We start from the raw sequence: 23,082 nt of genomic DNA, 5'->3' as shown, positions 1-23,082 counted from the left end.
TACCCAGATTGCCGTCGGCACCGAACAGGGAGCACGCGGATGGACCAGATTCTGTACGAGGTCAAGGACCGGGTCGCGGTCATCACGCTCAACCGGCCCGAGGTCGCCAACGCCCAGACGATGTCGCTCCTCGACGATCTCGACGCCGCGTGGAGCCGGGCGGCGGCCGACGAGGACGTACGCGTCGTCGTGCTGCGCGGCAACGGGCGGCACTTCTCCGCCGGGCACGATCTGAAGGACCGCTGGCCGGGCCCGAAGGAGATCACCCTGGAGTGGATCTACAACGCGGAGACCCGCCGCTATCTCGAATACACCCTGCGCTGGCGGAACATACCCAAGCCGTCGATCGCCGCCGTGCAGGGCAAGTGCATCGCGGGCGGGCTCATGCTCTGCTGGCCCTGTGATCTGATCGTGGCCGCCGAGAACGCCGAATTCTCCGACCCCGTCGTGCACATGGGCATCGGAGGCGTCGAATACCACGGCCACACCTGGGAGTTGGGCGCCCGCAAGGCCAAGGAGATCCTCTTCACCGGGCGGGCCGTCACGGCGGCCGAGGCGGAGAAGGTCGGCATGGTCAACCAGGTCGTCCCGCTCGACGAACTCGACGCCGCCACCATGGACCTGGCCGACCGGATCGCCCGGATGCCGCCCTTCGGGCTCCGCCAGGCCAAGCGGGCCGTCAACCAGACCCTCGACGTCCAGGGCTTCTACGCGGCCGTCCAGTCGGTGTTCGACATCCACGAGACGGGGCACGGGAACGCGCTGAGCGTGAGCGGGTATCCGGTGCTGACCCGGCTGGAGGGCATGAAGGAGCACATCAAGAGCCAGTAGCCGGGCGGGAGTTGCGGCAGCGGTGTGGGCGTGAGTGGGCCGCTCGGCGGGGGTGTGCGGTACCCCGCCGAGCGGCCCTGTCCGTACGGCTCGTGTCACGTCCGCTCGTCGCGGAAGACCTTGCCCCCCTTCATCACGAACCGCACGTCGGCCAGTACCGACATGTCCTCAAGTGGGTTGCCCGGTACGGCTATCAGGTCGGCCAGTAACCCCTCCGCGACCCGTCCCCGGTCGTCCGCGTCGATCAGCTCGGCCGCGTTGACCGTCGCCGCCCGCAGCACCTCCAGCGGCTCCATGCCCCGCTCGACGAGCGCGACCATCTCCTGGGCGCCCCGCCCGTGCGGGATCGCCGGCGCGTCCGTGCCCACCGCCATCCGGACGCCCGCCTTGGCGGCCCTGGCGACGACGGACCGGGCGTGCGGGAACACCTCGGCGGCCTTGGCGCGCAGTTCGGGCGCGGCCCGGGACACGTCCATGCCGTCGATCAGCGCGGTCGTCGGCACGAGGAAGGTGCCGCGCTCCGCCATCAGTTGGATGGTGTCGTCGTCCAGCAGGAAGCCGTGCTCGATGCAGTCGATGCCCGCCTCCACCGCCGCCCGCACCGCGTCGGCCCCGTGCGTGTGCGCGGCCACCTTGAGCCCGCGCCGGTGTGCCTCGTCGACGACGGCCCGCAACTCCGCGTCGGAGTAGTGCTGCGCGCCGGGCGTGCCCGTATGGGACATGACACCCCCGGACGCGCAGACCTTGATGAGCCGCGCCCCGTGCTTGATCTGGTACCGCACGGCCTTGCGCACCTCGTCGACCCCGTTGGCGACGCCCTCCTCCACGGAGAGCGGCATGATGCCGGGGGCCAGCGCGCCGAACACGCTCGGGTCCAGATGACCGCCGGTCGGGGTGATGGCGTGCCCGGCGGGGATGATCCGGGGCCCTTCGATCCAGCCGGCGTCGACGGCCTTGGCGAGGGCGACGTCCAGCAGATAGCCGCCGGTCTTCACGAACAGCCCGAGGTTCCTGACCGTGGTGAAGCCCGACCGGAGTGTGCGCCGGGCGTTGCCCACGGCCCGCAGCATGCGCAGCGGCGGATCGTCCTGGACCATGGACAGGACCGGCGTCTCCCCCCGGCCGCCCATCAGGAGGTTGACCTCCATGTCCATCAGGCCGGGGAGAAGAGTGACGTCCCCGAGATCCAGTACGTCACCATCCGGTACGTCATCCCCGGCGCCGACCCGCGCGATGCGGTCGCCGTCGACCTGGACGAGGCCCGGTTCCTCGAACTCCCCGGTCTCGACGTGCAGTACACGTGCCGCCCTGAGTGTGACCACGACCGGTCAGACCTTGGGTTCGACGACGAGGTCCATGTAGGCGGCGCCGCTGTCCGGCACCCGGGCCTGCTTCCACACCTCGACCGGGAACGACACGTTCACCAGGGAGAACATCAGCAGGAGCAAGTTCCGCTCGGGCTCCGGCAGTTCGTCGAGGGGGAACTTGTCGAGGTGGTCGGAGGCCTGCTCCAGGAGCGGGAACGCCACGTCGTAGAAGGCCTGCATCTCCTCCATCGAACTGGCCAGCCGCTTGCTGTAGCGCTCCCGTTCGGTCTCCAGGACCCACGCACCGAACGGTTCGAGCACCGCGAACTCACTCGGCAGCATCGGTGTGCTCCTTGACGTGGTCGGCGACCGTCTTGTGCAGATGGCGGAGCAGCAACTCCTGGTCACAGAGCGGGAATTCGGTCACGACCCGGCTCTTGAGCATGGTCTGCGTGGCCTCCAGGGTGTTGCCGTCCTGGAGGGCGTACTCCTTGAACGTCACCGCAGCCAGCTCCTGCTTCAGCCGCTCTCGGGCCGTCTTGGCGGGCACGAAGTACAGGTTGGCCTCGAAGATGTGCCTGTCCACCGCCGTCGGCCAGTAGTGGTACGTCAGATACCAGCCGGGCTTCCAGATCAGCAGCGTCATGTTGGGGAAGAACTCGAAGGAATCGTTCCCCCACGCCCGGTGCCCGCCCGGGTTGAGCCCCGGGGGAAGGGGGTCGAGCCCCGCGATGTCGGGTGCCTCCCAGGGGCCGAACAGGCCGCTGCGCAGGACGCGTTCGATCGGCTTGACGATGGTCAGGTCCTTGGGCGGGGACATGCCTCCCCAGGACGAGATCATCGAGTGCGGGCTGTGGATCTCGTAGTGCAGCGCTTCGTACCCGACGTTGAAGAGCTTGTCGGCCTCGTCCTTGACGGCCTGCTTCATGTGCAGGACGGGGGCGTGGTAGAACTCCGCGAACGCGTCGATGAACAGCTTCCAGTTGCTGCCGATCTCGGCCTTGTAGGTGAAGACCTCGGTCATCTCGTGGAAGGGGTAGCCCTCCAGGCCCTTGGCGAACTCGCCGAGGTACTCCTTGAGCGGCTGCGCGTTCGGGTCCAGGTTGACGAAGACGAACCCTTCCCAGATCTCACAGCGGACCGACTTCAGGCCGTAGTCCGCCTTGTCCAGGTCGAAGAACTCCTGCTCCTGCTGGACGAAGGTCAGATCGCCGTCGAGGCTGTAGCGCCAGGCGTGGTACTTGCAGGTGAACTGACGGCAGGTGCCCTTGACCTCCTCGCCCGGGAAGTCGTTCCACACCAGCTTGTTGCCGCGGTGCCGGCAGAGGTTGTGGAAGGCGCGGATCTCCTTGTCCCTGCCCCGCACGATGATCAGCGAGGTGTCCGCGACCGCCAGTTCCTTCGTGAAGTAGCTGCCCGTCTTCGGCACCTGCTCCACGCGCCCGACGTTCAGCCAGGTCCGCTTGAAGACGGCCTCCCGCTCGGCCTCGTAGTACGCGGGGTCGATCGAGTCCTCGTAGTTCACCGGACTCGTGCCCAACTCGGGGTACTGCTCGGTCCAGCTTCCGGCCGCCGGCTTGGCGAAGTGTGGCATGTGAGCACTCCCTTCTCTAGCGCGAGAATAGCATTCTCATTCTGAGTTATTGAAGTTCTCTTCCGGGATTCCTGGATCCAGCTCCACCTCGAAGGTGTTGAAGGCCGTGGCCAGCAGGCCGTACGTGCCGACCGTGAACACCAGGTCCATGAGCTGGCGGTCGTCCAGCTCCGCGCCGAGCGCCTCATAGGTCGCGTCGGACAGGCGTGAGTCCGTCTCCAACTCGTCCACCGCCCGGTTGAGAGGGGTCGGGGCGCCGGAGCGGACCAGGCCGATCTCCTCGTCGGTGATCCCGGCCCGCCGGGCGATCAGGACGTGCTGCGTCCACTCGTACTGGCACCGCCGCCGCCAGGCCACCCGCAGGACGGCCAGCTCGCGGGTGCGTTTCGGCAGCGTCGACTCGACCAGCAGGTACTTGTTGAACGCGAGGAACGCCTTGGCCAGTTCGGGGTGCCGGGCGAGCAGCCCGATCGCGTTCGAAGGGGGTTTGCGGGCGTCGGGCGCCGAGGAGCCCAGCGCCTTCAGGTACTCGGCGTGCGGGAGCGGGGTGATGCGGCGCGTGCGGTTCACGTGTTGCGCCCGCCGTTCACGCCCAGGATCTGGCCGGTGATGTAGCCGGCCTCCTCCGAGATCAGGAACGCGCAGGCCGCGGCGATGTCCTCGGGGCGCCCCACCCGTCGTACGGGAGTGCGCTCGATGTGTTCCTCGACCGTCCCGCCGAGCAGTTCGCGCGACTCCGCCTTGCGCAGCATGGGCGTGTCGATGAAGCCGGGCGGCACCGCGTTGACGGTGATGCCGGCCGGGCCCAGTTCGAGCGCGAGCGCCTTGGTCAGGCCATTGACCGCCGACTTGGCCGCGACGTAGTGCGTCATGAACTGCTGCCCGGACTGTGCGCTGGAGGAGGAGATGTTGACGATCCGGCCCCAGCCGGCCTCCAGCATGTCGGGCAGCACTGCCTGGACGCAGTGGAAGACGCCGTTGAGATTGACGTCGATGATCCGCTGCCAGGCGGCGAACGTCAGATCCTGGAAGCGCTTGTAGCCGGCCACCCCGGCCGCGTTGACCAGGACGGTGACCGGCCCGAGCCGCTCCCGGACGGCGGCCAGCGCCGCGTCCACCTGGGCCCGGTCGGTGACGTCGGCGGTCTGCGAGAACGCCGGTGCCGAGTCGGAGGGGTTCAGGTCGAGGGTCGCGACCTGGTAGCCGTCGGTCTTCAGTCGCTCGGCGACGGCCAGCCCGATTCCGGAGCCCCCTCCGGTGACGACCGCGGTTTTCATCGTGTCGATCATGGAAATCTCCCTTCCGTTAGCGAGAAGCGTATTCTCGCTGCTGGCCCACCGGGTAGAGCCGTGCGGATCTCGGCTCGGCGCTGTGGGAGGTCGGGGCGTGGGGCGTGGTGTTCGGTGGCCTTCCGCTTGCCTCTGACTCACTGTGATGCTGCACATTCTCGTGTTCGGATGGTTGATTTGCTGAAAGTGAGAATGTAGTTTCCGCCACATTGGAGTAAGCCGCCCATCCCGAGCAAGGAGACAGGATGCGGTTCCAGGACAAGGTGGCGATCGTCACCGGTGCGGGACAGGGAATCGGCGAGGACTACGCCCGGGCGCTGGCCGCCGAGGGGGCCCGCGTCGTCGTGGCCGAGATCAACGAGGAGCAGGGACAGCGGGTCGCCAAGGACATCGACGGGGCGCTCTTCGTCAGGGTCGACGTCGGGGACCCCGAGTCGGCCGAGGCGATGGCCGCGGCCACGGTCGCCGAGTTCGGGCGGATCGACTACCTGGTCAACAACGCGGCGATCTACCACAGCATGAAGCGCGAGGGCCTCACCACCGTCGACCTGGGCTACCTCAACCACTTCATCCAGGTGAACCTGATGGGCGCGCTGTACTGCACCCGGGCGGTTCTCCCGCACATGACCGAGGGCGGCGCCATCGTCAACCAGTCGTCGACCGCCTCCTACATGGCGTCCGGGTACTACGGGCTCGCCAAGGCCGGCATCAACCACCTCACCGCCTCGCTCGCCGCCGAGCTGGGCGGGCGCAAGATCCGGGTCAACGGCATCGCGCCGGGGCCGACGGACACCGACGCCACCGCCACCGTCGTACCGAAGGAGCACCAGGACGCGATGGCGCAGCGGCTGGCGCTCGGGCGGATGGGGCAGCCCGGCGACCTGACCCCGACGGTGCTGTTCCTGCTCTCCGACGCCGCGGGCTGGCTCACCGGACAGGTCGTCGCCGTCGACGGTGGCCAGGGGGTCCGGCTGTGAGGCGGCAACTCAGCGATGTACGGGGGGTCTTGCGGTGAAACGGCTGCTCATCGACGGATCGCTCGTCGGGACCGAGAACACCTTCCCCTCGCTCAACCCCGCCACCGGAGAGGTCCTCGACCAGGCCCCCGACGCCACGGTCGCCCAGACCGAGGCCGCCGTGGCCGCCGCCCGACGGGCCTTCGACACCACGGGCTGGGCGACCGACGTCCAGTTCCGTATCCGCTGTCTCGACCAGCTCCACCAGGCGCTGACCGACCATCTGGAGGAGCTGCGCGAGCTGACCATCGCCGAGGTCGGCGCACCCCGCATGCTCACCTACGGCCCCCAGCTCGACGACCCGGTCAAACTGGTCCGCTTCTACGCCGACCTGCTGCGCAAGTACCCGCTGACCGAGGACCTCGGCGAGGTCGAGATCCGGGGCCAGCGGCACCGGCGCTGGGTGGAGAAGGAGGCCGTCGGGGTCGTCGCCGCGATCACCGCGTACAACTACCCGAACCAGCTGGCCCTGGCCAAGCTCGCCCCCTCGCTCGCCGCGGGCTGCACGATCGTTCTCAAGGGCGCCCCGGACACCCCGCTGACCACGCTGTTCCTCGGTGAACTGATTGCCGAGCACACGGACATCCCGCCCGGCGTGGTCAACGTACTGACCTCCACCTCCGTCGAGGCGGCCGAGGTGCTCACCACCCACGCCGACGTCGACATGGTCTCCTTCACCGGGTCCACCGCGACCGGCCGGCGGATCATGGAGGTCGCGAGCCGCACCGTGAAGAAGGTGTTCCTGGAACTCGGCGGCAAGTCCGCCATGATCATCCTCGACGACGCCGACTTCACCACCGCAGCCATGTTCGCGGCCGGCACCATCTGCTCCCACTCGGGACAGGGCTGCGCGCTCACCACCCGGCTCCTCGTACCCCGGGCCCACCACGACGAGATCGTCGAGAAGGTCGCCGCGGGCCTCGCCCGGATGCGCATGGGCGACCCCACCGACCCCAAGACCTTCGCCGGCCCGCTCATCAGCGCCAAACAGCGCGACAAGGTCGACGGCATGGTCCGGCGGGCCGTCGCGGCGGGCGCGACACTCGTCAGCGGCGGTACGAAGGTCGATCCCGGCTTCTACTTCACGCCCACCCTGCTCACCGATGTCGATCCGGACAGCGAGATCGCCCAGGACGAGGTCTTCGGGCCCGTGCTCGTGGTCATCCCGTACGACGACGATGACGACGCCGTCCGCATCGCCAACAACTCGGTCTACGGACTGTCCGGCGGGATCCAGAGCGGTGACGACGAGCGGGCCATCGCCCTCGCGCGCCGCATCCGCACCGGCACCTTCAGCATCAACGGCGGCAACTACTTCGCCGCGGACGTGCCGTTCGGCGGTTACAAGCAGTCCGGCATCGGACGCGAGAGCGGTGTTCCGGGGCTTGAGGAGTTCCTGGAGTACAAGTCCTTCGCGGCGGTCGTCCGGTGAGGCCCCTGGAGGGCATCCGGGTCCTCGAAGTCGCCATGTACGGCTTCGTCCCCTCGGCGGGCGCCGTGCTCGCGGACTGGGGAGCGGACGTCATCAAGGTCGAGCACGCCGTCAACGGCGACCCGCAGCGCGGTCTGCGACAGACCGGCACGTTCGTCGTCGAGGGTGATCCGAACCCCAACGTCGAGCACGCCAACCGGGGCAAGCGCAGCCTGGGCCTCGACATCTCCGGGCCCGAGGGCCGCGAGGTGCTGTACGACCTGGCCAGGCGCTCGGACGTGTTCCTCACCAGCTTCCTGCCCGGACACCGCGAGCGGTTCGGCATCGACGTGGACGACATCCGCGCCGTCAATCCGGACATCGTCTACGCCCGGGGGAGTGCCCTGGGACCGCGCGGCCCCGAAGCGGTCAAGGGCGGCTACGACATGACCGCCTTCTGGTGCCGGGCCGGTACCGCCGCCAGCATCACCCCGGCCGGCACCGAAGGCATGATCAGCCCGCCCGCACCCGCCTACGGGGACACCATCTCCGGGACCAACCTCGCGGGCGGTATCGCGGCGGCGCTGCTGCGACGCGAACGCACCGGCGAGGCCTCGGTCGTCGACGTCTCCCTGCTCGGCAGCGGCGTCTGGGCCATGGGGCACGCCACCGCGCTCTCCCTCCACCTCGGCAGGCCCTGGGCGGCGCCACCGGTGGGCGCCCACGGCTCCCCGGCCAACCCCCTGTCCGGGCTGTACGTCACCGCCGACGGCCACTACCTGGCCTTCGTGATGATGCAGCCCGGCAAGTTCTGGGCCGATGTGTGCCACCACATCGAGCGCCCCGAACTCGCCGACGACCCCCGCTTCGCCACCGCCGAACTCATCGCCGCCAACACCGAACAGGCCGTCAAGATCCTGCGCAAGGTGCTCGCGGGCCGCACCCTCGCCGACTGGACGAAGCGCTTCGCCACCCTCGCCGGACCCTGGGCCCCCGTCCAGGACACCCTCCAGGTCGGTGAGGACGCACAGGTGCGGGCCAACGAGTACCTCGTGAAGGCAGGCGCACTCCAACTCGCCGCCAGCCCCGTGCAGTTCGACGTCACCGCACCCGTACCGCTCGGGCCCGCGCCCGAGTTCGCCGCCCAGAGCGAGGAGATCCTCCTCGAACTGGGCCTGGACTGGACCCGCATCCTCGAACTGAAAGAGGCGGGCGCGGTCACCTGATCACCGAAGCCGGGTGGTCACCGCAGTTCCAGAACCACTTCACCGGGAGGACCGATGAGACGACTGCTCATCGCGACCGCGCTCGTCCTGGCCCTGGCCGGGTGTTCCGACCGCTCCACGACCACCTCCAGTGCCGGCGAGCCGTCCACATCCGCGTCGGGGGCCGCCGCCAACGCGGACTTCGGCACGCTCAAGAACGTCTGCCACTCCGGCAGCCCCAAGTCCGTGACCGAACAGGGCATCACCGACAGCGAGATCAAGGTCGGTGTGTTCAGCGACATCGGATTCACCAAGAACCCCGAATTCGTCAACGCGGCCAAGGTGTTCACGTCCTGGTGCAACGCCGCCGGCGGCATCAACGGCCGCAAGATCGTCCCCGTCACCCGCGACTCCAAGCTCATGGAGGTCCAGCAGCGGATGATCGAGGCCTGCCGCGACGACTTCGCCCTCGTCGGTGGCGGCGCCGCCTTCGACGGCACCGGCGTCAAGGAACGGCTGAGCTGTCTGCTGCCCGACTTCCCCGCGCAGTCCAGCACCATCAACGCCCTCGGCGCGGACCTCCAGGTGCTCGCCCAGGGCGCCGGAGTCGGCTACGCCCCCTACACCGGCTACTACACCTGGCTGATCAAGGAGGCCCACCCGGACTCCGCCGACCACGTCGGCATCATCTCCGGCGACGTTCCGCTCACCAAGGTCCTCGCCGAACAGGCCAAGGAACTGATTCCGGCCATCGGCGGCAAGGTCGCCTACACCGACGTCTACCCGGCCGCCGGGGTCTCCGACTGGACTCCGTACGCGCAGACCATCAAGAGCAGGAAGATCAAGGGCCTCGTCTTCAACGGCCAGTTCAGCCAGCTCGCCAAGCTGGAACAGGCGCTCACCAACACCGGCTACCAGCTCGACTGGATCGACACCAACAACAACGCCTACGGCCCCGCCTTCCTCCAGCTGACCGGCAGCGCGCTGGCCAAGCAGAACAGCTACGCCGACCTCAGCGGTGTCACCCCGCTGGAACAGGCGTCCAGCAACCCGGCGACCAAACTGGTCGAGGACCTCTTCGCCAAGTACGCGCCCGACGCCGAGGTCACGCTGCCCGCGCTGCGCTCCTTCGACGCCTGGCTGCTGTTCGCCGCCGCGGCCGGGGAGTGCGACGAGCTGACCCGCAAGTGTGTGTACGAGAACGCGACGAAGCAGACGGAGTGGACGGCGGGCGGACTCCAGGCCCCCATGGACCTGACGAAGGTCACCAACCCGCCCCAGTGCTTCAACGTGGTCAAGGCGACCGAGAAGGGCTGGACCGTCGCCGACTTCAAGCCGGATCAGGGCTCCTACCGTTGCGACATCCCGGCGTACAAGTACAAGAAGTCCTACGGGAAGCCGATGACGCTCGCCGACGTCGGCAAGTCCATGGCGGACCTGAAGTAGCGGGCGGACGCCCGAAGTTGCGGCGGAAAGCCTGAAACAGCGGCAGGAAGTACCGAGTTGCGGCAGGAAGGAAGCAGGTCGTGAAGGTACGGGTCGACCCGGAGCGCTGCCAGGGGCACACGCTCTGCGCCATGCGGGCGCCGAAGGTGTTCGAGCTGAGCGAGATCGACGGTCACTCGTCGGTGATCGAGGAGGAGGTTCCGGACGACCAGCAGGACCAGGTCGTCGAGGCGGTCAGGTCCTGCCCGGAACGCGCGATCTTCGTTTCCTGACGCGATCTTCGTTTTCTGAGGGGAGAACGACACCACGATGACCACGGACGATGACGACGCCGAGCGCAAGAAGCACACCGTCCACTTCGACCGGCACACTCCCGAGTACCGGCACCAGTTCACCGACACCACCCACGAGTTGCAGTCCAAGTGCCCCATCGCCTGGACCGAGACGCACGGCGGCCACTGGGTGGCAAGCGGCAACCGCGAGGTCTTCGAACTGGCGAGGGCCGCCGAGTTCATCTCCAACGACCACGACGTGAAGGGCGAGCGGCGCGGCTACCAGGGCATCACCATCCCGCCGCCGTCCAAGGAACGGGGGCAGGTCCAGGGCGGGTTCCTGGAGATGGACCCGCCGGAACAGCGCCACTACCGCCAGGCCCTCAACCCCTATCTCTCCCCGGCGGCCATCAGCCGCTGGATCCCCGTCGTCGACGAGGTGGTGCGGGCCGCCATCGACGAGAAGATCGAGGAAGGCCGGATCGACTTCGTCGACGACCTCGCCAACATCGTCCCGGCCGTCCTCACGCTCGCCATGATGGGCATCCCGCTCAAGGACTGGACCGTCTACAACGAGCCGGCCCACGCCTCCGTCTACACCCCACCCAACTCGCCCGACATGAAACGCGTCGCCGAGATGGCCCGGGACATGGGCATCGGCCTGGCCACGGCCATCGCCGAGATCCGCGCCAACCCCAGGCCGGGGCTTGTGGACGCCCTGATCCACGCCGACATCAACGGCAGGACCCCGCCGGACAGCGAACTCCTGGGCGTACTGGCCCTGTTGATCGGCGGCGGCTTCGACACCACGACCGCGCTCACCGCACACGCACTGGAATGGCTGGGCGAAAATCCCACTGAGCGGGACAGGCTCAGCCGCGAACGGGACACCCTGCTGGACTCTGCCACGGAGGAGTTCCTGCGCTTCTACGCGCCCGCGCCGGGCGACGGACGCACGTTCTCCGCCGACTGCGAGATCGCCGGAACACGCTTCAAGGAGGGAGAACGGCTCTGGCTGTCCTGGGCGATGGCCAACCGCGACCCCTCCGTCTTCCCCGACCCCGACACCGTCCACCTGGAGCGCCCGGCCAACCGGCACAGCAGCTTCGGCCTGGGCATCCACCGCTGTATCGGTTCCAACGTCGCTCGTACGGTCTTCAAGCGCATGGTCACCCAGGTGCTCGACCGTATGCCCGACTACCAGTGCGACCCGGAGGGCACCGTTCACTACGAGACCATCGGCATCATCCAGGGCATGCGCCACCTCCCGGCGACCTTCACTCCGGGTCCCCGGCTCGGCGCAGGGCTCGACGAGACGCTGGAGAAGCTGCAACAGGTCTGCGACGAGCAGCGGATCGCCGAGCCGGTGACGGTCCGCAAGGCGAAGGCGCAGATCACCACATGACCGACGAGACACCTGACACGTCGGGGCGGGCCGCGCCGGAGATCACGGAGGAGAACGCCTTCTTCTGGACCTCCGGCGCGGACGGCCGGCTGCGCCTGACGGAGTGCGGGTCCTGCGCGGCCCTCATCCATCCGCCGCAGCCGGTGTGCCGCTACTGCCACGGGCAGGAGACCGGCGTGCGGGCGGTCTCCGGCTTCGCGACCCTGATCGGCTTCACCGTCAACCACCGTTTCCCCGCACCCGGGTTGCCGACCCCGTTCGTCGTCGCCCAGGTCGCGATCGAGGAGGACCCCCGGGTCCGCCTCACCACCAATGTCGTCCAATGCGAGCCCGAACAGCTGAGGTTGGGCATGCGCATGGAGGTCGTTTTCGAGCAGGCTGGGGACGCGTGGCTGCCCCTGTTCCGCCCGGCGGCCGACCAACGCGATCCGGCGCCCTTCCCCACGGACGCCGTCGAACCGTCCCAATTCCGGTCCCACGTACGCCCGATGGTGACCCCGGAGAAGTTCGAGGACAAGGTCGCGATCACCGGCGTCGGCGCCTCGGAGATCGGGCGCCGCCAGCTCGTGCCGCCCCTGTCGCTGACCGTGCAGGCCTGCCAACGGGCCGTCGCCGACGCCGGGTTGACCATCGCCGACATCGACGGCCTGGCCGCCTACCCGGGCGCCGGGGCCTACGGAGGCTTCGCCGAGGGCGGGGTCACCGCGCTGGAGTCCGCGCTGGGCGTGCAGCCGACCTGGTACAACGGCGGCAGCGAGACCTTCGGGCCCGGCGGCTCACTGGTCGCGGCGATGCTCGCCGTCGCGGGCGGCCTCGCCCGGCATGTGCTGTGCTTCCGTACGGTCTGGGAGTCGTCGTACGGCGAACTGGTCAAGCGCGGCCGGATCGCCGCGCCCGGCGCGGGCGCACCGGCGGCGGGCTGGATGAAGCCCTTCGGGGCGTACTCGGCCGCGCACACCCTCGCCATGAACGCGCAACGTCACTTCGACCGTTACGGCACCACCCGCGAGACTCTCGGCTGGATCGCCCTCAACCAGCGGGCGAACGCCGCGCTCAACCCCACCGCGATCTACCGCGACCCGATGTCCATGGACGACTACCTCCAGGCCAGAATGGTCACCACCCCCTTCGGCCTGTACGACTGTGACGTGCCATGCGACGGGTCGGTCGCCGTGATCGTGTCCGCCGTCGACGCGGCCCGGGACCTCGCCAAACCGCCCGTCCTCGTCGAGGCGGTCGGCACGCAGATCCTCGAACGCATCGAGTGGGACCAGAGCACCCTCACCCACGAACCCCAAGTACTTGGCCAGTCCGCCCACTTGTGGACCCGCACCTCACTGCGGCCCACGGACGTCGACGTCGCCCAGCTCTACGACGGCTTCACCTTCAACTGCCTGTCCTGGATAGAGGCGTTGGGCTTCTGCGGGATCGGTGAGGGCAAGGACTTCCTGGACGGCGGCAAGAACATCGCCCGCGACGGACTGCTCCCCCTGAACACCCACGGCGGACAGCTCTCGCACGGCCGCACCCACGGCCTGGGACTGGTCCACGAGGCGATCACCCAACTGCGCGACGAGGCCGGACCACGTCAGGTCGCGGACCCCCGGGTCGCCGTGGTCAGCACCGGGGGACTCGCCCCGAGCGGTGCGATCCTCTTCCGGACCGACACATGACCAGTGCGTCACGCGTCGTCGTCGACGTGGACGGCATCGCCGTGTCCGCACTGCTGCGCGAGGCACGGCAGCCGCGCGCCGTCGTCCTCGCCCTGCACGGCGGCGCCGCGTTCTCCGGCTACTTCGACTACCCCGACCGGCCCCGCATGTCGCTGCTGCGCACCGGCGAGGCCCTCGGCTTCACCGTCATCGCCATCGACCGTCCCGGATACGGCAGTTCGGCCCCGTACGCCGACGAGTTCATCTCCGCCGAACGGCGCGTCGACGTCGCCTACGGAGCCGTCGAGCGCCTCCTCGCCGCCCGCCCGCGCGGAGCCGGCGTCTTCGTGCTGGCCCACTCCATCGGCTGCGAACTAGGGGTCCGTATGGCCGCCGACGAGCGGCGCGGCGGGGACCTGCTCGGCCTGGAACTCGCCGGCACCGGACGCCGTCACCACGACGACGCGGCCGGCATCCTCGGCGACTGGCGGCACCGGCCACCGAACAGCGGGGTGCGTGACCTGCTGTGGCAGCCGTCCCGGCTGTACGCGGACGACGTGGTCGGCGGGGCCCGCATCTCGTCGCGCTCACCCGCGTACGAAGGGGTCGTGGCCCGGAGCTGGATCGACACGTTTCCCCTACTCGCGCCGAGAATAGGGGTCCCCGTTCACTACACACTCGGCCAACATGAACGGGTGTGGAGTTCCGGACCCTCGGCGCTCGCCGACATAGCCTCCCTGTTCACCGCGGCACCCCGGGTCGCGGTCGACGAACAGGCGGGCGGCGGTCACAACTTGAGCATTGGCTTGACGTCCATGGCCTATCACCTCAAGGTGCTGTCGTTCGTGGAGGAGTGCGTCCTCGCACGCGAGGAGGCAGCAGCGGCAGCGGCGACGGACGTCGCCGAACGACAGCAGGGGAGAGCAAGTTGACGAACGCGGAAGTGGTCGCGTTGCTGGTCGTCAGAGTGGTCCTGGGCGTCATCATGATCGCGCACGGACTCAACCACTGGCGGGGCGGCGGAAAGATCGAGGGCACGGCCCGCTGGTTCGGCGGGCTCGGGCTGCGGCACGGGACGCTGCAGGCATGGATGAGCGTGATCACCGAGATCGGCGCGGGCGCGCTGCTGGTCCTCGGTCTGTTCACCCCGCTGGCCTGCGCGGCGGTCGTCTCGGTGATGCTGGTCGCGGGGCTTCTCGCCCACCGGACCAACGGGTTCTTCGTGTTCAAGGACGGCTACGAGTACGTCCTGATGCTCGCCGCGATCTCCCTGGCGCTCGGCGTCCTCGGGCCCGGCAAGGTCTCCCTGGACCACGCGGCGGACATCGAGGTCACCGGCTGGGCCGGCGGCGGCATCGCGCTCGGGGTGGCCGTGGCGGCGACCGCCGGACTGCTGGCGACCTTCTGGCGTCCCGAGCGGCCCGCGAAGGCATCGGAAGCGCCGGCGACCGAACCGGCCGCGCAGGAGGCTGGCTGATGCGCGTCGGATTCATCGGGCTCGGCAACCAGGGCGGGCCCATGGCACGGCGGATCGTCGACGCCGGGTTCACGACGACCCTGTGGGCGAGGAGACCCGCCTCGCTCACCCCGTTCACCGGTACGCCCGCCCAACGTGCCGTCTCCGCCGCCGAGTTGGCCGCCGCCAGTGACCTCGTGTGCGTCTGTGTCGGCGACGACGCGGACGTCGAGGAGGTGATCGTCGGCGACGAGGGTGTCCTCGCCGGGCTCCGGCAGGGCGGGGTGATCGCCGTGCACAGCACCGTCCACCCCGACACCTGCCGCCGGCTCGCCGACCGGGCCAGGCTGCGCGGGGTCGCCCTGGTCGACGCGCCGGTCAGCGGAGGCGGCGGCGCGGCGGCCGAGGGGCGGCTGCTGGTGATGGTCGGGGGCGAGTCCGGAACCGTCGCCTTCTGCCGACGGGTGTTCGAGACGTACGGCGATCCGGTCGTCCACATGGGCCCGCTGGGCTCGGGGCAGGTCGCCAAGCTGCTCAACAACGCCCTGTTCACGGCGAATCTGGCGACCTCCGCCGACGTGCTCGCCCTCGGGCGCACCCTCGACGTGGACCCGGCCGGCCTCGCCGACGTCCTCGCGCACGGCAGCGGGGCGAGCTTCGCGCTCCGCCGGGTCGCCACGGACGGCGGCACCCTGGAGCGGCTCGCCGCCCACGCCGGTCCGCTGCTGCGCAAGGACGCGCGGCTGCTGGCCGACCTCGCCGAGGAGGCGGGCACCCCGGCGGGCACCACCGTGATGCGGACCGCCGACGACGCCCTCGCCCTCATGGCGCAGAGCGTCGTGATCCCGGCGCCGGGGGTCCGCCCGGTCCGGGGCAGGGTGCGCGGGCGCCGGGCCGGCTGAGTCCGTACAACGCGTCGATTACCGCAACTACCGCTCGCCACGGTCGATTCCCAGCCGATTCCCGTGAATCGGAAACGGTCTTCTCATTGTTGAAGAGCATTGATATCGTCCGGGGGCAGGGTGACGAAGGGAGCCGTACAGGCCGTGAACGACTTCGACGCGATCGACTTCTTCCGGGACGAGGGGCCCGTCGCGGACCCCTACCCGTACTTCGAGGCTCTGCGCGGCCGGTGCCCCGTACAGCGCGAGAGCCATCACGAGGTGGTGATGGTGACGGGCTACGACGAGGCGGTGCAGGTCTTCAACGACTCCGAGACCTTCTCGTCGTGCGTGTCCGTGACCGGGCCCTTCCCCGGGTTCCCGGTCCCGCTGGAGGGCGACGACATCAGTGAGCTGATCGAGCTCCACCGGGACGAACTCCCCATGAGCGACCAGCTGCCGACGTTCGACCCGCCCCTGCACACGGCCCACCGAGGCCTGCTGATGCGGCTCATCACGCCGAGGCGCCTCAAGGAGAACGAGGCGTCCATGTGGCACCTCGCGGACTCCCAGCTGGACGAGTATCTGGCCGCGGGCGGGGGCGACTTCATCGGCGGCTTCGCCGGGCCCTTCACCCTGCGGGTCATCACCGACCTGCTGGGCATACCCGACGCCGACCGGGACGAGTTCGTCGAGGCGCTCAACCGGCCGCACGCCGACCCGGGTGTCGGCAGCACGAGCGGCGCGATGTCGCACACGCCGCTGGAGTACCTGTACGACCGGTTCGCGGCGTACATCGAGGACCGCCGCCGCGAGCCCCGCGACGACGTGATCACCGGCCTCGCCATCGCGACCTTCCCCGACGGCTCGACCCCCGACGTCGCCGACGTCGCCCGTGTCGCCACCAACCTCTTCGCGGCCGGCCAGGAGACCACAGTCCGGCTGCTGAGCAACGCGCTCAAGATCATCGCCGAACAGCCCGAGATCCAGGCGCTGTTGCGTGCCGAGCGGGACCGCGTGCCGAACTTCATCGAGGAGGCGCTGCGGATGGAGAGCCCCATCAAGGGCGACTTCAGGCTCTCCCGCACACCGACCACGGTCGGCGGGGTCGACATCCCCGCCGGCACCACGCTCATGGTCCTGAACGGCGCCGCCAACCGCGACCCGCGCCACTTCGAGGACCCGCAGACCTTCGACGCCACGCGCGCCAACGCCCGCCACCACCTCGCGTTCGGCCGTGGCGTCCACACCTGCCCCGGCGCGCCCCTCGCCCGGGCCGAGGCCCGCGTGGCCATCGAACGCATCCTGGACCGTACGTCCGACATCAGGATCTCGGAGCAGGTCCACGGGCCCGCCGATGCCCGCCAGTACCGGTACCTGCCGACCTACATCCTGCGCGGACTGACCCACCTCGGCCTGGAGTTCACCCTCGCAGAGGAGCCCGCCCGATGAAGGCCGCCGTGGACGAGGACCGCTGCCGGGGACACGGCGTGTGCTGGACCCTGTGCCCCGAGGTCTTCGACCTCACCGACGACGGATACGCCGAGGTGCTTCTGCCCGAGGTTCCCGCCGAGCACGAGGACGCGGTGCGCACGGCTGTGGGCAGTTGCCCCGAGCGGGCCATCGTGCTCAGCTGAGGCCCAACTGCACAGTGAGCCGAGAGGAGTTGGCGATGCCCAAGGGGTACGTGATTGTCACCGAGGCCATCAAGGACCCGGTGGGCCTGGAGGTCTACGCTCGTGCCGCCGGGGCGTCCCTGGCCGCGAGTGGCGCGAAGATCCTGGCTGTCGACGACGGAGCGCAGTCGCTCGAGGGCGAGTGGCACGGTGACCGGACCATCGTCCTCGAATTCGACTCGGTGGAAGCGGCCCGTGCCTGGTACGAGTCCGCCGAGTACGAGAAGGCCAAGCCCCTGCGGCAGGCTGCGGCCGACTCGAATGTGGTGATCGTCGCCGGTTTCGAGCCGCCTGCCGGGAACGGCTGACACCAACCCGGAGTTGAATCAACGCCCGCCTCTTCGGCGGGCGTTGGTGTTTTCCGCGCGGCCTGTCACAAACCGTCGCCGACCGGCAGTGGCCGAAAGAGCCGATTGTGTGGTGGGGTGACCGTACTGTCACATCGGTGTGTCAGCGGCGGAGAGGGTGACGCGTGGAGACGACGACCCGGCGCGAGGAGATCCTGGGGGCTGCCCTGGAGGTGTTCGCCGAGCGCGGCTACAGAAGGACCTCCATCGACGCGGTCGCCGAACGCGCGGGCCTGACCCGGCAGGGCGTCCTGCACTACTTCCCCAGCAAGAAGCGCCTGCTGCACGCCCTCCTCCAGCGCCGCGAGGACCTCGCCCGCGAACACCTGGCCGGCCACCCGGACCTGGACCTGCCGAACCTGGTCGCCGAGGTCGTCGCGTACGACCACCGGAACGCCGGGCTCGTCCAGATCCACAGCGTGCTGATCGCGGAGGGGATCGTCGGGGACGACCCCGCCCACGCGTTCTGCCACGACCACTACCGCTCGATCCAGGACAACACCGTCGCCCATCTGACCAAGCTCTACGGCGACCGGCTGCCCAGCGGTCTCACCCCGCGCGCCGCGGCGAGCGCCCTGGTCGCGATGCTCGACGGGATGCAGTTGCAGTGGCTGCTGGACGACGAGCAGTCCGACTACCCCGAGATCATGCGGGACGTGATGACCCTTCTGATCGGGTCCACGCCCGGATGAACCCGGCCATGGCCGCCACCGCCTCGGGCCGCAGCCGCTCCGCGTCCTCCCGGACCCGCAGATCCACGGTGACCCCGGAGCGGGCCGCGCGGGCGGCGAACCCGAGCGAGTCGTCCAGCAGCGGGTCGGTGCCCGCGACCAGCAGCTGCACCGGCGGCAGCCCGTGCAGATTGGCGTGCAGCGGGCTGAGCAACGGGTTGGTCGGCTCGGTGCCGGCCGCGTAGAGCGCGGCGCGCAGCCGGAGTTCGTCGAGGTCGAAGGAGGGTTCGGCCGCCGCGTTGAACAACAGGCTCGGCGCGTCCAGGGTCAGATCGAGCAGCGCCGACCCGAGCACCGCGCACTGCGGCGCCGCCGCCCCCATGTCCCGCAACCGCACCAGCAACGAGGCCACGAGCCCGCCCCCGAGCCGCTCCCCGGCGAGCGCCACCGGCCCCCGGGCCCGACAGGAGTCGTACACGGCGTGTACGTCGTCCAGGGCGCCCGGGAAGGAGCTGCGGTAGCGCGGACAGACGACCACCGCACCGGTGCGCAGCGCGAGCCGCTCGGCGAGGTCGAGCGCCGACTCCGGGGTTCCGGACAGATGCCGGTCGCCGTGGAGGTAGAGGATCACGAGATCGCTGGGTTCCGGGGGCCGCACGATCGGCCCCACCGGACTCGACTCGACCCGCACGGGGCCGACTTCGTCCGCCGCACCACCCGGCTCGGTGCGTACGTCGGTCAAGTCGGGCTGGGTGGGGGTGGGTTCGGCCGATGGGTGCGGGCGGTTGACGCCGGCCTGCGCCGGGACGGCGGGGCCGCCGTATCGGCGTGCGCTCGCAACTCGGGCTTGTGCCCGGCTGGTTGCCCCCGTATCGGCTGCGGCCTCCCGTGGCTCGGCGCGTGTGTCAAGCCGTGCGGAGGCGGGGTGAGTCGACGCGTGTGGGAGGTCGGTGCCTGCCTGCGCGGCAACCCCGGGTGCGCCGTGTTCGTGTTGTCGGCCTGTGGTCTCGACTCGGGTCCACAGGGGGTCTGCGCCGCCCGTCGTCTCGGCCGGTTCGGTGCGCACGCTGGTCAAGGCGCCCTGTGCACAGGTGGGTTCGGCCGATCGGTGCGGGCGATCCGGGTCGGTCTGTGCCAGGACGGCGGGGTCGCCGTAGCCGCCTGCGGTCTCAACTCGTGTGTCATCCACGGGACATCACCCTTTCCGCTGCCTGCCAGTGCTCGTCGGACACCCACAGGTGGGCGAAGGCGTGGGCCGCCTCGTTCGCCGTCAGGTCTCCGGACACCACCCGCTTGATCTCCTGCGCGGGGCGGGTGGCGAGTGTGCGGGCCAGCGTGCGCCAGCCCTCCTCGAAGGCGGGCCGGGGGAGCACCCGGTCCACCAGGCCGAGGCGTTCGGCCTCCGGTGCGTCGAGTATCTGGGCGGTGCCGGCGAGCAGGAGCGCGCGGCCCCTGCCGACCAGCGCGGCCAGCCGTTCGGCGCCGCCCCACGCGGGCATGATCGCCAGGGCCGTCTGGTTGAAGCCGATCCTGATGTCGTCGGCCGCGATCCGGATGTCGGCGGCCACCGCGACCTCGGCGCCGCCGCCGAAGGCGTGGCCGTTGAGGGCGGCGATCACGGGGCCGGGGAAGGCGGCGAGCCGGTTGCAGACGCCGCGCATCCGAAGGGCCATCGCCAGCGCTTTCTCCTCCGTGCGGATCGCGGCCAGTTCCTTGAGGTCGCCGCCCGACACGAAGGCCTTCTCGCCGGCGCCCGTGATGACCAGCGCCCGGGCGCCCGCCGCCGCGTCGAGGGCCTTGTCCAGCTCGTCCATGGTGGCCGGGGCGATGGCGTTGCGGGCGTGCGGGCGGTTGATGGTGATGACCGCCAGGCCCTCGTCCAGTTCGAGTTCGAGATCAACCATGTGTGCCTCTTCGGTCGGTGGGGCGCGGGCTTCGGGTCTCGCACTCAGCTGCCGTATCGCGTACTGAGCTTCCGTATCGCGTACTCAGCTCTCGTACTCGACCGTGACGTGCGGGGTCACCGGTTCGCCCTGGCAGGTCAGGACCCAGCCCTCGGCGACCTCGTCGTCGTCCAGGGCGTTGTTGACGCGCATCTTGGCCTCGCCCTCGGTGAGCCGGGCGATGCAGGTGCCGCAGTTGCCCATCTCGCAGGAGAAGGGCGGCATGAGGCCGGCCCGGCGGGCGCTCTCCAGTAGCGACTCGCGGGGGTGCTGGTCGACCGTGCGCCGCTTTCCGGCGAGGACGACGGTGACCGTGCCGCCGCCGGTCTCCGGTACGGCTTCGGCGGGTTCCTCGGATTCCTCGGGCGCCGGGGTGAAGCGTTCCGCGACGATCTGCCCGGCTTCGGCTCCCTGTGCGAGAAGCGTGTTCTCGGCCAGCTCCATGAACGGTGCGGGACCGCAGAGATAGAAGTCCGCGTCCAGGTCGTCCCCGACGAACGCCTGTATCTCGGCGCCGGTGACGAGTCCCTGCGCATCGTCGAGGTGATGGCGGATCTCGAACCGGCCCGCGTGCCGTCGCGCCAGCTCGGACAGCGTGTCGCCGAAGATGACCGAGTCCGCGTCCCGGTCGGCGGCCAGGACCCGGACCCGCCGTCCGGTCGTGGCCAGCGCGGTCTTCACGAGGGAGAGGACCGGCGTGACCCCGCTGCCCCCGCACAGGGCGACCAGCGGTGCCGTCCCCTCGCGCAGACAGAAGACCCCCGCCGGAGACGTGGTCTCGATGAGATCGCCGGGCGCGAGGTGGTCGTGCATCCAGTTCGACACCAGACCGCCCGGAACCCGCTTCACGGTGGTCATCAACTCGCTGTCGGTGTCCGGGGAACTCGACATCGAGTAACTGCGCAGGGTGCCGCACGCTCGTACCGTCAGGAACTGGCCGGCGAGATAGGGGAAGGGCGCGTCGAGCACGTACGTGCGCGTGTCGGCTGTCTCCTGGACGATCCGCTTGATCCGGACCGGGTGGAAACCGTGGTCTCGTACCATGTATGGAATTTACCTTCTCTCTCTGCGAGAGTGCAATTCTCGCTACAAGGGAGGGAGTTCCCGCGATGCGAACCATCCCCACACGCACGGTCCCCGCCGAGCTGGCCAAGCGCTACGAGGCGGAGGGCTGGTGGACCCGCGACACGCTCGGTGACCTGCTGGCTCGCGGGCTGACGGCCGCCCCCGACACGGAGTTCCGCGTGCACTCGGCGGTACGGCCGTGGACGGGAACCTTCGCCGACGTCGAGCGTGTCGCGCGCCGGCTGGCGGCCGGGCTCAGGGCGCGCGGGGTGGGTCCCGGTGACGTCGTCGCCTTCCAACTGCCCAACTGGATGGAGGCGGCGGCGGTCTTCTGGGCGTCGGCCTTCCTCGGCGCGGTCGTCGTGCCGGTCGTCCACTTCTACGGGCGCAAGGAGGTCGGCTACATCCTGGACGCCGTCCGCCCGCGCGTCTTCGTCACCGCCGCCCGCTTCGGCCACCTCGAACACCAACCGGACTTGAGCGCGTGCGTGCCCGTGGTCGGCGTCGTCGGACGGGACTTCGACGAGCTGCTCGCCGACGAACCCCTCCCCGGCGTCCTCCCGACGGACCCGGCGGGCCCGGCGCTGATCGCGTTCACCTCCGGAACGACCCGTGATCCCAAGGGAGTTGTGCACAGCCACCAGACCCTCGGCTTCGAGACCCGCCAACTGGCCGGGCTCTACCCGCCCGACCGGGGCCGCCAGCTCACCTCGGCACCCGTCGGCCACTTCATCGGCATGGTCAACGCCTTCCTCATCCCCGTCCTGGACGGCACCCCGGTCAACCTCGCCGACGCCTGGGACCCCGGCGCGGCCCTCGGCCTGATGAAGAGCGACGGCCTGACGGTCGGCGGCGGCGCCGCGTACTACATGACGAGCCTCCTCGACCACCCCGACTTCACCCCCGCTCACCTCGACGGCATGAAGTACGCGGGCCTCGGCGGCTCGGCGGTCCCGGCCGCCGTCACCAACAGGCTGGCGCACCTCGGGATCACCGTCTTCCGCTCGTACGGCAGCACGGAGCACCCCTCGATCACCGGCTCCCGCCACACCGCGCCCGAGGCCAAGCGGCTCTACACCGACGGCGATTCCCTCCCGGGGGCCGAGGTCAGGCTCGCCGAGGACGGCGAGATCCTCAGCCGGGGACCGGATCTCTGCCTCGGCTACACCGACCCCGCCCTGACCGAACGGGCCTTCGACGCCGACGGCTGGTACCGCACCGGCGACATCGGGGTCATCGACGGCGACGGGTATCTCACGATCACCGACCGCAAGGCCGACATCATCATCCGGGGCGGCGAGAACATCGGTGCGCTGGAGGTCGAGGAAGTCCTCCTAGCCCTGCCGGCCGTCGCCGAGGCGGCGGTGGTCGCTGCCCCCGACGAGCGGCTCGGCGAACACGCGGCGGCCGTCCTGCGCCTGAAACCCGGTCACCCCGCGCCCACGCTCGACGAGATGCGCGCCCACCTCGACCGGGAGGGCCTCGCCCGCCAGAAGTGGCCGGAGGAACTGCACGTCGTCGACGAGTTCCCGCGCACCGCCAGCGGCAAGGTTCAGAAGTTCGTTCTCCGCAAGGACATTGCGGGCCGTAAGAAGTGAGAATAAGATTCTCGCAA

The 23,082-nt window shown here is 69.8% G+C and carries 24 protein-coding genes; 16 read left to right on the top strand and 8 right to left on the bottom strand.

Annotation, left to right across the window (positions count from 1 at the left end; genetic code table 11):
• The first annotated feature begins 39 nt into the window (after positions 1–39).
• Positions 40–831 carry an enoyl-CoA hydratase gene (locus tag ACWDR4_RS34470; protein ID WP_450414243.1) on the top strand — a complete coding sequence of 264 codons (792 nt, stop codon included), beginning with the start codon at positions 40–42 and terminating at the stop codon, positions 829–831.
• A gap of 95 nt (positions 832–926) precedes the next feature.
• Here the strand turns inward: ACWDR4_RS34470 and ACWDR4_RS34465 are convergent, their stop codons facing one another.
• Genes ACWDR4_RS34465 through ACWDR4_RS34445 form a run of 5 tightly spaced genes read right to left on the bottom strand, consistent with a single transcriptional unit; the run spans position 927 to position 5,021 of the window.
• A complete protein-coding gene (locus ACWDR4_RS34465; protein ID WP_450414242.1) occupies positions 927–2,153 on the bottom strand; it encodes a metal-dependent hydrolase family protein in 1,227 nt (408 codons plus the stop codon).
• A gap of 6 nt (positions 2,154–2,159) precedes the next feature.
• Positions 2,160–2,480, bottom strand: coding sequence for a hypothetical protein (locus ACWDR4_RS34460; RefSeq protein ID WP_369031691.1), 321 nt, complete (start codon positions 2,478–2,480; stop codon positions 2,160–2,162).
• Positions 2,467–3,732 carry an aromatic ring-hydroxylating oxygenase subunit alpha gene (locus tag ACWDR4_RS34455; RefSeq protein WP_450414241.1) on the bottom strand — a complete coding sequence of 422 codons (1,266 nt, stop codon included), beginning with the start codon at positions 3,730–3,732 and terminating at the stop codon, positions 2,467–2,469. The genes ACWDR4_RS34460 and ACWDR4_RS34455 overlap by 14 nt, the downstream gene beginning before the upstream one ends.
• A gap of 36 nt (positions 3,733–3,768) precedes the next feature.
• The gene (locus ACWDR4_RS34450) at positions 3,769–4,302 is read right to left on the bottom strand and encodes a carboxymuconolactone decarboxylase family protein (protein ID WP_450414239.1); all 534 of its coding nucleotides are present in this window, start codon (positions 4,300–4,302) and stop codon (positions 3,769–3,771) included.
• On the bottom strand, positions 4,299–5,021 hold the full coding sequence (locus tag ACWDR4_RS34445) for an SDR family NAD(P)-dependent oxidoreductase (RefSeq protein ID WP_450414238.1): 723 nt from the start codon (positions 5,019–5,021) through the stop codon (positions 4,299–4,301). The genes ACWDR4_RS34450 and ACWDR4_RS34445 overlap by 4 nt, the downstream gene beginning before the upstream one ends.
• Before the next feature lie 245 nt (positions 5,022–5,266).
• On the opposite strand from ACWDR4_RS34445, the gene ACWDR4_RS34440 reads away from it, so the two are divergent.
• The 14 genes from ACWDR4_RS34440 (at position 5,267) to ACWDR4_RS34375 (ending at position 18,480) form a co-directional block, all read left to right on the top strand.
• Complete coding sequence (locus ACWDR4_RS34440) at positions 5,267–5,998, top strand: SDR family oxidoreductase (RefSeq protein WP_450414236.1); 732 nt, start codon at positions 5,267–5,269, stop codon at positions 5,996–5,998.
• Positions 5,999–6,032: 34 nt separating this feature from the next.
• Positions 6,033–7,469, top strand: a complete 1,437-nt coding sequence (locus ACWDR4_RS34435) for an aldehyde dehydrogenase family protein (RefSeq protein ID WP_450414235.1) — start codon at positions 6,033–6,035, stop codon at positions 7,467–7,469.
• Positions 7,466–8,674, top strand: a complete 1,209-nt coding sequence (locus tag ACWDR4_RS34430; RefSeq protein ID WP_450414233.1) for a CaiB/BaiF CoA transferase family protein — start codon at positions 7,466–7,468, stop codon at positions 8,672–8,674. Before ACWDR4_RS34435 ends, ACWDR4_RS34430 begins: the two co-directional genes overlap by 4 nt.
• Positions 8,675–8,728: 54 nt before the next feature.
• Positions 8,729–10,099, top strand: a complete 1,371-nt coding sequence (locus tag ACWDR4_RS34425) for an ABC transporter substrate-binding protein (protein ID WP_450414232.1) — start codon at positions 8,729–8,731, stop codon at positions 10,097–10,099.
• An 80-nt stretch (positions 10,100–10,179) separates the two neighbouring features.
• Positions 10,180–10,371 carry a ferredoxin gene (locus ACWDR4_RS34420; protein WP_105968013.1) on the top strand — a complete coding sequence of 64 codons (192 nt, stop codon included), beginning with the start codon at positions 10,180–10,182 and terminating at the stop codon, positions 10,369–10,371.
• Positions 10,372–10,408: 37 nt separating this feature from the next.
• Complete coding sequence (locus ACWDR4_RS34415; protein ID WP_450414230.1) at positions 10,409–11,776, top strand: cytochrome P450; 1,368 nt, start codon at positions 10,409–10,411, stop codon at positions 11,774–11,776.
• Entirely contained in the window at positions 11,773–13,449 is a 1,677-nt protein-coding gene (locus tag ACWDR4_RS34410; RefSeq protein ID WP_450414229.1) for a thiolase C-terminal domain-containing protein, read from the top strand. The genes ACWDR4_RS34415 and ACWDR4_RS34410 overlap by 4 nt, the downstream gene beginning before the upstream one ends.
• A complete protein-coding gene (locus ACWDR4_RS34405; RefSeq protein ID WP_450414228.1) occupies positions 13,446–14,360 on the top strand; it encodes an alpha/beta hydrolase in 915 nt (304 codons plus the stop codon). Before ACWDR4_RS34410 ends, ACWDR4_RS34405 begins: the two co-directional genes overlap by 4 nt.
• The gene (locus ACWDR4_RS34400; RefSeq protein WP_450414227.1) at positions 14,357–14,905 is read left to right on the top strand and encodes a DoxX family protein; all 549 of its coding nucleotides are present in this window, start codon (positions 14,357–14,359) and stop codon (positions 14,903–14,905) included. The genes ACWDR4_RS34405 and ACWDR4_RS34400 overlap by 4 nt, the downstream gene beginning before the upstream one ends.
• Positions 14,905–15,786: an NAD(P)-dependent oxidoreductase gene (locus ACWDR4_RS34395; RefSeq protein ID WP_450414225.1), complete on the top strand. Its 882-nt coding sequence runs from the start codon at positions 14,905–14,907 to the stop codon at positions 15,784–15,786. The genes ACWDR4_RS34400 and ACWDR4_RS34395 overlap by 1 nt, the downstream gene beginning before the upstream one ends.
• 144 nt (positions 15,787–15,930) lie before the next feature.
• On the top strand, positions 15,931–17,217 hold the full coding sequence (locus tag ACWDR4_RS34390; protein WP_450414224.1) for a cytochrome P450: 1,287 nt from the start codon (positions 15,931–15,933) through the stop codon (positions 17,215–17,217).
• Positions 17,214–17,402, top strand: coding sequence for a ferredoxin (locus tag ACWDR4_RS34385; protein WP_450414222.1), 189 nt, complete (start codon positions 17,214–17,216; stop codon positions 17,400–17,402). Before ACWDR4_RS34390 ends, ACWDR4_RS34385 begins: the two co-directional genes overlap by 4 nt.
• 35 nt (positions 17,403–17,437) lie before the next feature.
• Positions 17,438–17,749, top strand: a complete 312-nt coding sequence (locus tag ACWDR4_RS34380; RefSeq protein WP_450414220.1) for a DUF1330 domain-containing protein — start codon at positions 17,438–17,440, stop codon at positions 17,747–17,749.
• A 164-nt stretch (positions 17,750–17,913) separates the two neighbouring features.
• A complete protein-coding gene (locus ACWDR4_RS34375) occupies positions 17,914–18,480 on the top strand; it encodes a TetR/AcrR family transcriptional regulator (protein ID WP_450414219.1) in 567 nt (188 codons plus the stop codon).
• Here ACWDR4_RS34375 and ACWDR4_RS34370 read toward each other — a convergent pair.
• The 3 genes from ACWDR4_RS34370 to ACWDR4_RS34360 all read right to left on the bottom strand — a co-directional run bounded on the left by ACWDR4_RS34370 (position 18,434) and on the right by ACWDR4_RS34360 (position 21,446).
• Positions 18,434–19,201 (bottom strand): alpha/beta hydrolase fold domain-containing protein, encoded by a 768-nt coding sequence (locus ACWDR4_RS34370; protein WP_450414217.1) that lies wholly within the window; start codon positions 19,199–19,201, stop codon positions 18,434–18,436. The two genes, ACWDR4_RS34375 and ACWDR4_RS34370, sit on opposite strands and share 47 nt — an antisense overlap.
• Positions 19,202–19,640: 439 nt before the next feature.
• Complete coding sequence (locus ACWDR4_RS34365; RefSeq protein ID WP_450414216.1) at positions 19,641–20,363, bottom strand: enoyl-CoA hydratase/isomerase family protein; 723 nt, start codon at positions 20,361–20,363, stop codon at positions 19,641–19,643.
• 84 nt (positions 20,364–20,447) lie between these two features.
• Positions 20,448–21,446, bottom strand: coding sequence for a 2Fe-2S iron-sulfur cluster-binding protein (locus tag ACWDR4_RS34360; protein ID WP_450414214.1), 999 nt, complete (start codon positions 21,444–21,446; stop codon positions 20,448–20,450).
• Positions 21,447–21,511: 65 nt separating this feature from the next.
• On the opposite strand from ACWDR4_RS34360, the gene ACWDR4_RS34355 reads away from it, so the two are divergent.
• The gene (locus ACWDR4_RS34355) at positions 21,512–23,065 is read left to right on the top strand and encodes an AMP-binding protein (protein ID WP_450414212.1); all 1,554 of its coding nucleotides are present in this window, start codon (positions 21,512–21,514) and stop codon (positions 23,063–23,065) included.
• The last annotated feature ends 17 nt before the right edge of the window (positions 23,066–23,082 follow it).

Source organism: Streptomyces sp. NPDC000878 (assembly GCF_053599695.1).
This window is presented reverse-complemented; position numbering and strand designations above follow the sequence as displayed.

Bases quoted from the DNA above. Each gene is read 5' to 3' on its own strand.
- ACWDR4_RS34470 (WP_450414243.1), top strand. From the start codon at position 40: ATGGACCAGATTCTGTACGAGGTCAAGGACCGGGTCGCGGTCATCACG.
- ACWDR4_RS34460 (WP_369031691.1), bottom strand. From the start codon at position 2,480: ATGCTGCCGAGTGAGTTCGCGGTGCTCGAACCGTTCGGTGCGTGGGTC.
- ACWDR4_RS34455 (WP_450414241.1), bottom strand. From the start codon at position 3,732: ATGCCACACTTCGCCAAGCCGGCGGCCGGAAGCTGGACCGAGCAGTAC.
- ACWDR4_RS34445 (WP_450414238.1), bottom strand. From the start codon at position 5,021: ATGATCGACACGATGAAAACCGCGGTCGTCACCGGAGGGGGCTCCGGA.
- ACWDR4_RS34440 (WP_450414236.1), top strand. From the start codon at position 5,267: ATGCGGTTCCAGGACAAGGTGGCGATCGTCACCGGTGCGGGACAGGGA.
- ACWDR4_RS34425 (WP_450414232.1), top strand. From the start codon at position 8,729: ATGAGACGACTGCTCATCGCGACCGCGCTCGTCCTGGCCCTGGCCGGG.
- ACWDR4_RS34415 (WP_450414230.1), top strand. From the start codon at position 10,409: ATGACCACGGACGATGACGACGCCGAGCGCAAGAAGCACACCGTCCAC.
- ACWDR4_RS34410 (WP_450414229.1), top strand. From the start codon at position 11,773: ATGACCGACGAGACACCTGACACGTCGGGGCGGGCCGCGCCGGAGATC.
- ACWDR4_RS34405 (WP_450414228.1), top strand. From the start codon at position 13,446: ATGACCAGTGCGTCACGCGTCGTCGTCGACGTGGACGGCATCGCCGTG.
- ACWDR4_RS34395 (WP_450414225.1), top strand. From the start codon at position 14,905: ATGCGCGTCGGATTCATCGGGCTCGGCAACCAGGGCGGGCCCATGGCA.
- ACWDR4_RS34385 (WP_450414222.1), top strand. From the start codon at position 17,214: ATGAAGGCCGCCGTGGACGAGGACCGCTGCCGGGGACACGGCGTGTGC.
- ACWDR4_RS34380 (WP_450414220.1), top strand. From the start codon at position 17,438: ATGCCCAAGGGGTACGTGATTGTCACCGAGGCCATCAAGGACCCGGTG.
- ACWDR4_RS34365 (WP_450414216.1), bottom strand. From the start codon at position 20,363: ATGGTTGATCTCGAACTCGAACTGGACGAGGGCCTGGCGGTCATCACC.
- ACWDR4_RS34360 (WP_450414214.1), bottom strand. From the start codon at position 21,446: ATGGTACGAGACCACGGTTTCCACCCGGTCCGGATCAAGCGGATCGTC.
- ACWDR4_RS34355 (WP_450414212.1), top strand. From the start codon at position 21,512: ATGCGAACCATCCCCACACGCACGGTCCCCGCCGAGCTGGCCAAGCGC.